Origin of the sequence: Nonomuraea sp. NPDC049784 (assembly GCF_040659615.1) — a bacterium.
Taxonomy (GTDB): Bacteria; Actinomycetota; Actinomycetes; order Streptosporangiales; family Streptosporangiaceae; genus Nonomuraea.
In genome coordinates, this window is record NZ_JBFAMX010000061.1 from 1 (window position 1) to 11,323 (window position 11,323).

9 protein-coding genes and 1 pseudogene are annotated in these 11,323 nt (G+C 66.3%); 7 read left to right on the forward strand and 3 right to left on the reverse strand.

All coding sequences use genetic code 11. From position 1 onward, the window contains the following. Nucleotides 1-850 (forward strand): hydroxyacid dehydrogenase (locus AB0J09_RS16035; protein WP_360690537.1); only part of this gene is annotated, 850 nt, incomplete at its 5' end. A 53-nt stretch (nucleotides 851-903) separates the two neighbouring features. Then, entirely contained in the window at nucleotides 904-1,050 is a 147-nt protein-coding gene (locus AB0J09_RS16040) for a hypothetical protein (RefSeq protein WP_360690540.1), read from the forward strand. A 685-nt stretch (nucleotides 1,051-1,735) separates the two neighbouring features. Here the strand turns inward: AB0J09_RS16040 and AB0J09_RS16045 are convergent. Together AB0J09_RS16045 and AB0J09_RS16050 are read right to left on the reverse strand one after the other, a co-directional pair. Beyond that, a pseudogene (locus tag AB0J09_RS16045) lies at nucleotides 1,736-1,855 on the reverse strand (IS5/IS1182 family transposase); the annotation flags it as partial. Nucleotides 1,856-2,105: 250 nt separating this feature from the next. Further along, complete coding sequence (locus AB0J09_RS16050) at nucleotides 2,106-2,255, reverse strand: hypothetical protein (protein WP_360690543.1); 150 nt, start codon at nucleotides 2,253-2,255, stop codon at nucleotides 2,106-2,108. Nucleotides 2,256-2,613: 358 nt separating this feature from the next. Between AB0J09_RS16050 and AB0J09_RS16055 the strand changes: the two genes are divergently transcribed. Then, nucleotides 2,614-3,483, forward strand: a complete 870-nt coding sequence (locus AB0J09_RS16055) for a hypothetical protein (RefSeq protein ID WP_360690545.1) — start codon at nucleotides 2,614-2,616, stop codon at nucleotides 3,481-3,483. Between the two features lie 373 nt (nucleotides 3,484-3,856). Here the strand turns inward: AB0J09_RS16055 and AB0J09_RS16060 are convergent, their stop codons facing one another. After that, nucleotides 3,857-6,727 (reverse strand): BTAD domain-containing putative transcriptional regulator, encoded by a 2,871-nt coding sequence (locus AB0J09_RS16060; RefSeq protein WP_360690548.1) that lies wholly within the window; start codon nucleotides 6,725-6,727, stop codon nucleotides 3,857-3,859. A 351-nt stretch (nucleotides 6,728-7,078) separates the two neighbouring features. On the opposite strand from AB0J09_RS16060, the gene AB0J09_RS16065 reads away from it, so the two are divergent. The 4 genes from AB0J09_RS16065 (at nucleotide 7,079) to AB0J09_RS16080 (ending at nucleotide 11,316) form a co-directional block, all read left to right on the forward strand. Beyond that, entirely contained in the window at nucleotides 7,079-8,086 is a 1,008-nt protein-coding gene (locus AB0J09_RS16065; protein WP_360690551.1) for an AfsR/SARP family transcriptional regulator, read from the forward strand. Between the two features lie 99 nt (nucleotides 8,087-8,185). Then, nucleotides 8,186-9,175, forward strand: a complete 990-nt coding sequence (locus AB0J09_RS16070; protein WP_360690553.1) for a hypothetical protein — start codon at nucleotides 8,186-8,188, stop codon at nucleotides 9,173-9,175. Next, nucleotides 9,150-9,707, forward strand: a complete 558-nt coding sequence (locus AB0J09_RS16075) for a hypothetical protein (protein WP_360690556.1) — start codon at nucleotides 9,150-9,152, stop codon at nucleotides 9,705-9,707. Before AB0J09_RS16070 ends, AB0J09_RS16075 begins: the two co-directional genes overlap by 26 nt. Before the next feature lies 1 nt (nucleotide 9,708). Then, nucleotides 9,709-11,316: a radical SAM protein gene (locus AB0J09_RS16080; RefSeq protein WP_360690559.1), complete on the forward strand. Its 1,608-nt coding sequence runs from the start codon at nucleotides 9,709-9,711 to the stop codon at nucleotides 11,314-11,316. Nucleotides 11,317-11,323: the final 7 nt, after the last annotated feature.

Sequence of the window (11,323 nt, forward strand, 5' to 3'; positions counted from 1 at the left end):
GGCCGAGGTCCTCGTCACCTGCTGGGGCTGTCCGGCCATCGACGCTTCCGTGCTGCGGCGGGCACCCGGACTGCGCGCCGTCGTCCACGTGGCGGGCACGGTCAAGAGCCTGATCACGGACGCCTGCTGGGAACGCGGCATAGCCGTCTCCTCGGGCGCCGCCACTAACGCGCTCCCCGTGGCCGAGTACACCGTCGCCGCGATCCTGTTCGCCGGCAAGCGTGTCCTCGGCATCCGCGACCTCTACCGCACGGAGCGCCGGGCCCTCGACTGGGCCGCGCACTTCCCCTCGCTGGGCAACTACCGCAGGACCGTCGGGGTCATCGGGGCCTCCCACATCGGCCGCCGGGTGCTCGACCTGCTCCGCCCCTTCGACCTCGACCTCCTGATCAACGACCCGTACCTCGACGAGACTGGAGCGGCCGCGCTCGGCGCCCGGCCGGTCGGCCTCGACGAACTGCTGGCCGCCTCCGACGTGGTCTCCGTGCACGCCCCGGCGCTGCCGGAGACCCGGCACATACTGGACGCGCGGCGCCTGGGGCTGCTCTCTGACGGCGCCACGCTCATCAACACCGCACGCGGCTCGCTGGTGGACATGGAGGCGCTCACCAAGGAGCTGGTCTCGGGCCGGATCGACGCCGTCCTCGACGTCACCGAGCCCGAGATCCTCCCGGCGAACTCGCCGCTCTACGACCTGCCGAACGTCCTCCTCACCCCGCACATCGCCGGCTCGACGGGCGGCGAGCTGCGCCGCCTGGCCCACTCGGCCCTCGACGAGCTGGAACGGTACATCCAGGGCCTGCCGTTCGCGCACGCCGTCCATGCCGATGGGATCGGCCGCTCGGCGTGACACGCAGGTGGCCTCGATGACGAACCCGTTCGCCGGCAACCCGCTGCGTAGCCGTGCGGACCTGGCTGCTGCCGCGCCCGCCGCCTGCGCTGCGAGCTGCCGCCGGGTGCGTGATCCTCACCGAGCCCAACACCAACCTGATCTCCCCGCGCACCGCCCTGCCCGCCCTCGTCGCCCGCTATGAGACTGCGCCGTCCTAGCCGACCCCGATGACGCCGCCTGGCTCGCCGAACGAATGGGGCCTCCAATCGGGGGCGGTAGCCGGCTCCAGCGCCTCGCTCCCGATGTAGGGGGCTGGGCTATTTGTGCGCGGCGACCACGGCTCCCCGCCATGTCGGCGATCTCAGGAGGCGCTGGAAGGCGACACCTTGCCGAACTCCGCCGGCCACGCAGCAGAAGCCAAGACGGACTGTCGGTGACGGTCCGAACCGCCGGTCCGCCCCTTGCCTATGTTTTCGCGTACCTGGTGATGGATGTCCGCGGGGAGGGCCCGGCTGAATATTGGTGAACGATATTCTCCATCCGGCCGTCCTGGATGCACTTCACCCAGGACCGGGCCACCTTGGGAGGCATCGCCAGTTCGACTTGTACGAGCCGGATCGCTTCCTCCTCGCGCCCCCGAACTTTGAGTTGGCGGACACGTCCGGTGAGCTCCGTGGCCCTCACGACGTTCCGTGTACTTGAGGACACGGAACTGCCGGAAGGACCGGACCACCGCCACGATGGAGAAGACCCAAAAAGCGATGAAGATCCCTGCGAAGGCAGTGACGAATAAGGCGCTTAAATCAGGCAGGCTTAGAGGATCATCGAGGCGGCAAACTGATGAGCCCGGCGCTCCACGCCGACTACATTGAGGTGATCGCAGCGAACTTCCGGTAGCCAGTTGCGCTCGAAATGCGTGAGGACAAGGGCCGCGCGGGCAATGTCGCCGATGGCGCTGGGACTGGCGGTGATGTGCTGGAGGATCTGCCAGCGGCTTTTGAGCAGGGCAAACCCGCGTTCGCCGAGGCAGCACAGGCCACGGCGTACAGCGCGCCTAGGACGTGCGTCCGGGCTCCACGTCTGTGTGTACTATCGCTGTGTCCGGGATTCTCCCCATCGTGGTGTCGGCCTGTGCTCATTCGTGTCGCCCTGTATCGCGTAAACGCGAGCAACCACCGAGCAACCGCTGCTCCTCTGCGGCATCCACACGCCGATCGAACACCCCGCCGACAACCAGCTCCTCGGCCCGGACAATCGCACCCGCAACCGGCTCCTACGAGCCCTGGGCTGTCTCGGTGAGCGCGGATTCGCCGCCCTGCTCAAAGGCCGCCGGCGGACCCTCCAGCACATCGCCATAAGCTCCGGCAGGATCGCCGACATCGCCCGCGCGGTGCTTGTCCTTACCCATTTCAAGCACAACCATCTACCGGCCATTCGCTGGGATCACGGAAGAGAGCTCGACGACTGCACAGGCGTCGCTACGCGATCTGTCAAGGATCAGCCAGGAAAGCCCTTCCGGGCGCGTCGTCTCGCTGGGGGAGACGCCGTCCCGGCTAGAGCAGGACTTTGGACGCCGGGCACGCGGGCAGGCGGCCGACGCCACGGCGCCTGCAGATCTTGGTCAACTGTTCCGAACAGAGATGCTCCCCGGACATTCACCTAGCCCAGGCATGTTTCCCTATTTTCGGCGATGCCGACCGGCCATTCGTTACCGACGGGACAAATGTCCATTTCTATATAGGGGCGGCCCGATGGGCTCTTTTCCTAGAATCATCGGCGGCATGGGGGCCGCTGTGCTCGCGGGGATCACGCTGGCGGTGCCGCAGTCGGCACAGGCGATGCCCGCTCTGGCGAAGGACGTGAACGTCCCGTGCGACCCGGACGCGCTCGTCACGGAGATCAGAACAGCCAACGGGATCGGAGTCGCCAGGCTCCTTCTCGCGACGGACTGCGTCTACAACTACACCACCACGGCTGACCCCGGCGACGCACTTCCGATCATCAGGGGCGACATCACTCTGGTGGGCGGGTCGAGCACGACTATCAGGCGCGATCCGGCCGCACCCGACGCCTTCCGTCTCCTGGAGGTCGCATCCGGGGCGACGCTCCATGTCCAAAGGATCTCCATCGTGGGCGGAAGCGCGGCGGGCTTCGGCGGTGGGATCCTCAACGCGGGCACCGTGGTTTTTGACCAGATCATCATGGCCGGCAACCACGCAGCAAACGGTGGCGCGTTCGCTAATAATTTCGACGCCAACGCGACGATCTCCGGCAGCGTGCTGAACGAGAACTCGACGACGGGCGTCGGAGGCGGTGCCATCCTCAACTTTGGGACGCTGACGATGTCCAAGAGCGTCCTGACCAGGAACAGTGCACCGATCAACGGCGGTGGGCTGAACACCCAGGCATATGGCGTGTCGCACCTCATCCAGAGCACAGTGGCCGACAACACATCCGGCGGCCTGGGAGGAGGCATCTCCAACCTGGGAACCACCACGCTCGATCGCGTCGTGGTCACGCGGAACAAGGGATCCGGCGGCGGCGGAATCGCCACCGGCAACAACAATGTCAGCATCCAGAACTCGGTTATCCGTGACAACATCCCCGATAACTGCAGTCCGATGAACACCATTCAGGGCTGCGTCGACTAGCCGTCGGCCGTCACCGTTCGGAACCCGTGTCTGGGGGCGTGTCCAGTGGATCGCCGGCGGCACCGTGCTGTTCCTGCCGGCGCTGGCGTCGGCGGCGGAACCTTCCGTGCTGGGCTACCAAATGGTGTTGGAGTCGAGCGGACAAGGAATCGCCGTCGTGGCCGGCTGCGGAATGATGCTCGGTGCTGTCGACTGCCCCTGACCGCTGTACTCACCTGTATGTCATGGTGCCGCAGCGCGGGGATCGACGAGCCACTGACGAGGGCGAAGGCGCCGATGCTCAACAGGTTGTCGTTGTTCACAGCATCAGCCTCGGGTCGCGGGCTACATGAGGGTCAAGGGCTCTGCGGTCCCCTGCCGAGTGAATGACCAACTAGGTGCTCGCGAGCGTCTGCAGGATCGTGGTGGCCTGGTCGTGGAGGCCGAGTTCTCTGGCCATGGAGGCGGCTTGAGTGAGCGCTTGCGCAGCCTGGACCGGTTGCGAGTGGAGGAGGTACGCCTGGCCGAGGGCATGGAGTACGCGGATCTCGATACGCCGCGACGGGATGCGCCGGCCAATGCTCAGCGCCTGTTCCAGAGGCTGGATGGTGCTGTGAGGGCTGGAAGCCTTCGAGTGGTTCCGCGCGGTGCCCAGGCCGAGCAGCGCCATGGCCTCCCCTGCGACATCGCCGAGCTGCCTTGTCATGGCCAGCACCTGTTCGAAGTCGGCTTCGGCAGAGGTGGGTTCGTGGCGGCGTAAATGAAGGGAACCGGTCCAGTACAGAACCTGGGCACGATTCCGGGGCGAGCCGCTGTCGTCGGCGACGCTCAAGGCCCGGCGGAGGTAGGCGTGGGCGGTGTCGTGGTCACCGTTCTCCATGAGGATCTGGCCGATGTTGCGCAGACAGTAGGCTTCACCGCCCTGGTCGCCCACCTCCCGCAACACCTGCAGCGCCTCGTGTTGCTTCCGCAACGCGTCGTCGGGGCGGCCCAGGTAGAGGTCGAACGCGGCCTGGTAGCTGAGGGTGAGCGCATATCCATGCCTGTCGCCCAACGCGACGAAATCCCGCAAGGCCGCCGCGAAGTACGCCTCGGCCTCGCCGTACCGCTCCTGATCCACACGGAGCAGTGCCAGGCGGAAGGACACGGCGGCTCTTCCGCGTGGGTCGCCGACCGCCTGAGCGGCGGTGAGCATCTCGGATGCTTCCTCGATATAGCCTTTGATCGTCAGGGTGGGCGCGCATGTGCAGGCGAGTTCCCAGGCCAGCTCGTCCTGGCCGAGGCGCAGGGCCTGCCGGGTGGCGGCGACCAGGGCCTGACGCTCGGTTTCCACCCAGTCCAAGGGGGCCTTCGCGACAGCCCGCGCGACGTTCGCGTCGAGAGACGTCCGCTGGGATGTGCCGAACACGGTCTGGTAGTCGCCGCCGTAGACGATGCGGTAGACGTGCTGCGCCAGGAACAACCAGCCGCCGAGCGCACGTGTGATCGCGTCCGGGCCGGCCGAGCGCTCTTCGGGCGCTTCGCTGCGTTCTCGGGCGAACAACCTGACCAGGTCGTGAAAACGGTAACGGCCGCCGGCGGCGCCGAGCAGCCTGGCGTCGACAAGGTGCTCGGTCATGTCCTCTGCCTGGCGCTGACTGGTGTCCAGCACCGCCGCGGTCACCCAAGTGGCGAAGTCGGGTGCGTCGAGGAGGCTGAGCAGGTGGAAGGCGCGCTGCTCGACCGGTGGCAACCCGCCGTAGGAAAGTGCGAAGCCGGTGCGTACGTCGAGCTGTTCGAAGGCCAGCTCGTCCAGCCGCCGCCGCTCGTCTGTCAGCCGGGAGACCATGTGGCGCAGATCCCAGTGACTCTTGGCCGCCAGCTTGGCGCCGGCGATGCGGATCGCCAGCGGAAGGAAGCCGACGAGCTCGGCCAGGCGCAGCGCGGACTGCCGGTCCGAGTCCACCTTGTGCGCGCCCACGATGCGCGCGAGCAGGCTGAGCGCGTGATGGGGCGCAAGACTGCCGAGGTCGATCCGGCACCCGGTGGCCAGCGAGCCGAGGCGCCTCCTGCTCGTCACGAGCACTCCGCAGGACGCCACGCCGGGGAGTATCGGCCTGAGCTGGGCCGGGGATGCCGCGTTGTCCAGCACCAGCAGGAGGCGGCGATTGGAGAGGAGCCCTCGGAACACTTCCGCCCGTTCGTCGAGCCCAGGTGGGATGTCTGCGGCACTGGCTCCCAGCGCCCGCAGGAAACGTCCCAGCACCTCGCTGGGCTGGGTGGGTTCCGGCTGGTCGCCGCGCAGGTCGATGTAGAGCTGGCCGTGCGGGTATCTCTCGCGGACGAGGTGAGCGACGTGCACGGCCAGTGTGGTCTTGCCGACCCCACCTGGTCCCGACACGACGGCCAAGGGCGGTGCGGTTCCTCGGGTGACGCTGAGCACCGTGGTCAGCGTCGCCGTTTCCTCGGCCCGGCCGGTGAAATCGGGAATGTCGGCGGGCAGCAGGTTCGGTAACGGTAACGTGATGTGCGCATGGGCCGTGACCTGAGCGTCCCCTGCTTGGAGAAGGTCGGAGTGGGCCTGCGTAAGCAGTGGGGACGGATCGATGCCCAGGTCCAAGGCGAAGCGACGCTTGATCTGTTCATATCTGTGCAGTGCTGCCGCTATTCGCCCACTGGCTCCGAGCAGCGCCAGCACCCTAGCCTGGACTGATTCGTCATAGGGAAATTGCTCGGCTATCCGCTCCACCACGCTGACCGCCTCCGCTGCCCGCCCCGCAGCCAGCGCATGGTCCGCCAGTTGGCAGGCGCATGCGAGCCGCCGCTTGGCCAGGTGGTACGAGACCGGATCATTCCTGAGCCATTCGCTGGTGTCGGCCAGCACACTGCCCCGCCACAGCGCCAGCGCCTCGCCCAGCGAGGCGAGCGGATCGGGCTCCCGAGTCGCGGCAGTCATGAGACGGAGGAAGCGGGTGGCGTCGATGCTCTCTTCTGGCGCTGTCAGGCTGTAGCCACCTCCGGTGAAGGACAGGGTGATGCCGGCGGGCAGCCAGCGGCGCAGCCGGGAGGCGGCAGTGCGGAGAGCGGCGGTGCTGCCCCCGGAGGGCCCCCACACTCTGCTGATGAGGGTGTCCTCGGGAACGGTGCGGGGCGCGTCGAGGAGCAGAGCGCCCAGCAGCCACCGGACGTTCCGGCCTGGAAGGTCGAACTGAACCCCGTCGACCCGTGCCTCCAGCGGCCCGAGTATGCGGAAGTCAACGGATGGCCCCTCCACCCCGTCCGGCATGCTTCCTCCGACGGATGTGTTGTAGATCCATCCAATCTACTTCACATATCCGTCTTTACCAGGACGCTTCTAGTTACTCAGGGCACTGCCCCGGCTCCGGGGGCTTGGATCCCCATTCAGAGTTGCTGCAGACCACCGGCCCGCCTACCGCTTGGGCGGCCGACGCGCTACCCAGAACGACGACGGTGGCCAGCACGAAGCCCACGATGAACCGTCTGAGCATCATGAAACCCCCTAGCATGTGCGACGAGAGTGTCCCATCCGAGGCTGCCACACCCGGATTTCAGATCGTTTGCATGTCCGCTCTGACGCTGCGAACGTCACGCAAATGAGCTGTGCCAGTGTGACGGCATGCGTCTGGTCGACATCGTCAAGCCTGCCGGTCACCCGTGGCTTCCGGCATCCACGGGTGACCGGAGACAGTCCTCGACCGCCGCTGAGACACCCGGCCCACCGGTATGGGGGTGTATACGGTTGCGCACGCTTGAGTTCGCCGCACTCGGCCCACTTCAGGTGGGGTCCAATGGGGTGCGATTGCAGCTAGGGGGACGAAAACAGCGGATCCTGCTCGGCATGCTGGTCTGCAGCCCCAACGAGCCGGTCACCAGCGAGCGCCTGATCGATGCGTTATGGGGTGCCGTGCCGCCTCCCAGCGCGGAGAAGAACCTCCGGGTGTACATCTACCACCTGCGTCGAATCCTGGGCAGCGAGAAACGGATCACCTGGCGGGCGCCCGGATACGCGCTGACCGTCAGGCCGGGAGAGCTGGACATCCACCTCTTCGAAGACAGGGCGGCCGCCGGCACGCGAGCGCTCACCCATGATTCCCTTGCCGAGGGCGCGGACCTCCTGCACGGTGCCCTCGACCTGTGGCGTGGTCCCGCCCTGGCCGGCCTCCTCGACATCGAACACCTCCGCGCCAAAGCGGTCCGTCTGGAAGAACACCGGTTGGACGTCCTGGAGAAGAGGATCGCAACCGAGCTCACCCTGAGAAGGCACACGGATATCGTCGGTGAACTCCGGGCCCTGGCCACTGAATATCCGTTACGCGAGAACCTTCAGGGTCAGTTGATGGTCGCCCTGTACCGGTCCGGGCGCCGGGCGGAGGCGCTGGAGGTCTATCGCACCGTACGCCGCACGCTTGTCGAGGAGTTGGGCGTCGAACCAGGAGCGGAGCTGCAACAGCTTCACCAGAGCATACTTCTCGATGACGCGCTCGCCTGTCACGCCCCGCCATCGAGCGGGGGCGTGGACCCGGACAAGATCGTGCTTCGGCAAATCAGGGAGTCGCTGAACCTCATCGCCCGGCTGCTCGATCGCATCGACCCTCCGGAGCCGTACGGCAGCAGCTCACCATAGATCGCTTTCAAAGCGTTTTCATACTCGGCGGTGCTTGGCTGCAAAACGAGCTACGAGTGCCGCGCAGCCGCACAAATACCGGAGGCCGACGTGTTCCGTATGCGGGAAATCCTGGTCTCACCACGACTCAGCCGAGGCACCGCCCTATCCGCGGTCGAGCGTCTCTGCGCTTTTCATGGGCTCACGTCAAGCGTCGAGTACCTGGCGAGAAGGCGAGATCGCGAATTCGGCGGGTTGAACAACTGGCAGGTGATGCGGCACGCCTATCGCGGCCATCCCCGGCCGGTACGGCTGGCACTGGATGTCATCGCGGGCCGACGGGTGACCACCACCATCCATGCCACGCGGGTGGTTTCGGCGTCTCTGCTGCTGCTTCCCATCTCCTCCAACCGGGCACGACTCGGTGCGAACCTGGTGCTGGCGAGCACGACGATGATGCTGCGGCCCCGCCACCGCTATGGCGGAGATGGGGCAGATCAGGCAGCGGTTGTCGTCCATACCGCCACCGCGCTGGCGAGGACCGGCGGACCCGCGACCACCGACGCGTGTCTGTGGTTCATCGCCCTTCAGTCCGTGCTCTCCTACACGGCCTCCGGGTACGCGAAGCTGAGCAATCCCGCATGGCGCGACGGAACGGCGCTCACCAGGATCATGAGTACGCGGCTCTTCGGCAACAAGACCATGTGGCGCATCCTCCACGGGCATCCGGAGGTGTCGAGGGCGCTCAGCGCCGGTGTCCTGGCTCTCGAATGCGCGTTCCCGCTCGTCTTCGTCGCGCGCGGGCGGCTTGCCCCGCTCTTCGTCTGGCCGGCGATCGCCTTCCATCTCGTCAACGGCGGCGTCATGGGGTTGGGGCGCTTCGGATGGGCATTCATCGCCATGCATCCCGCCGTGATCTATGCGACCCGCAGGCCAAGAGACGGTCGTAGCGATGTGATGCCCTACCTGGCGCTGATCGGGACGGCCGGTGCGACAGCCGTCGCAGCGATCGTCCGGACACGGGATGGGGCACCCGGCCGTCGGGCGGATGCGGATGTCCAGAACCAGGAGGGACTGCGAGCCGATGGCGTTGTCGAACGACCGCGGTAAGGTCCTGATGTCCGGCGCGCTTGCGGCCTGGTTCGTCGTCACCCTGTTCAGCCAGCATCCCCGGCGAAGGCGCGACCGGCTGCGAGCCCTCGTCCCCGGCGGTCTGGTTCCGGACTGGCGCTTGTTCGCGCCGGAGCCGGTTCAGTGCGACTACGTCCTGGTGCACCGCACGGTGGAGGCCGACGGCAGGGAGACGCCCTGGCGGGTTACCGCCCCGATCAGCGGGCGGTCATGGCGGCATTTCGTGTGGTTCCCACAAAGACGTGCAGAGAAGGCAATCCATGAGATAGCCAACGAACTACTTACGCACGCCGCGGCACAGCGTCGGGAATGGGCCGGCCACCACACGTTTGGATTGTTCCGCGACCACGTCCTCCGCCGGGTCCGCCAGGAATACGCGGACAGTCGTTCGATCGCGGTCGGCGCGCAGTTCGGAGTGCTCCGCAGCGGCGGCCACGATCACACTGCCGAGGAAGAGCTCATTCTTGTCTCTCCGTTCATCTCATGCCTTGAAGGAGCGGTGGGTGAATAGCGTGAGAGTCCTGCTGCTCTACGCCAATCCAAACTTGTCCGTCCCGGTGAGCCCGTACGGGCTGGACACCGTCAGCGCGACTCTCCAGGCACGGTGCGGCCCGACAGAAGTGCTCACCACCAACCCATTCATCGAGGCCATCGAGCCGGAAGCCCACCTCAGGGCCGTACTGGCGCATTTTCAGCCGGACGTGATCGGGATCTCCGTCCGCAACATAGACAATGCCATAGTCGCGCTCCCGGGTGATCCTCCGCCTGATGGATCACCGATCGACGTCGTCGCCTACGCTCCGGCGATCCGCGGCTTGACCGATGTCATCAAGGAGTGGCGTGCCGACGCTCTCTGCGTCGTCGGCGGCTCAGGCTTCACGGCCTGCCCAGCGGAGTTCTTGAGCTACCTCGATCTCGACTACGGGTTCGTCGGACCGGCCGAGAGTACATTCGCTGAGCTCGTCGGCGCGCTGCGGGAAGCGCGGCCACCATATGGGCAGGCCGCGGCCGAGATCATTCGCGGCCTGCCCAATGCGGTGATCCGGGACGACGGCGGGTTCCATCGCACGGTCGCCAGGCTTTCATTCCGGGCGGAAGCTCGCGAGCCCATGCGGATCGCGCCGGAATATCAGCTGCTCTACCGCCTACGAAATATACCGGTGGCCGTGCGGACGAAAAGCGGCTGTCCGCTCCGATGCTCTTACTGCACTGATCCCGTGAACCAGCGGAGAACCGAGCACAGGGCCGTCGGCAACGTGGTCGCCGAGATCCGGCATCATGTCGAGGAACATGGCTTGAGAAGCTTCCATATCGCGGACGCCGAGCTCAATCTCCCCTATGAAGACCACCTCCTTCGGGTGTGCGCCGGCATTCGGGACAGCGGTTTGGCAGGGCAGATCGGTTGGCGCGGTTACTTCAACGTCACGCCCTTCTCGGACAAGCTGATGGATGCGCTGGCGACCGCCGGTTGCGACGCGCCCAGTTTCGCGGTGGACAGCTTCTGCGAGGACGGGTTGCGCGCACATCAGAAGAACTTCCGAGCACATCACGTGCATGATGTGCTGAACCGCCTGCTCTCTCGTGGATCCGCGGTGCGTCCCGAGGTGTGTCTGCTGCTCGGGCGCCGGGGTGAGACCGTGGCGAGTATCGACGCGAACATCCGGTGGATGCTGGAATACGCCGACCGCGGAGTTCGGATCGCCTATTCATGCGGCCTTCGGGTGTATCCGAACACACCGTTGGCGCGAGAAACGCTCGATACCGCACATGTGTACCTGTCCTCGGGGCCCCTTGGCAGGGCAGGCGGCAGGCGCTTCACGCCGGACGAGCTTCTTCGGGAACCTGTCGTCTACTGCGAACCCTTCTCGCCCCGCGAGCTCGCGCACTACGTGGCGCGGCGGGTCGGCGGCCATCCCAATATCGGTGTGTTCACCGACGGGCCGTGGCCGGAGGCACGACATTCCGAAGAACTACGTCTTTTCAACGTAGGGGTCCATCGTATGGCCCACGGCAGGTTCGGCCAGGCCCGTGCCTACCTCTCCAGCGCACTCGGCAAAAACCCTGGGTTGAGCATCGCGCGCGGGGCGCTCGAGATCGTCGACAGCCTAAATCCGGGTTAAATCCGAT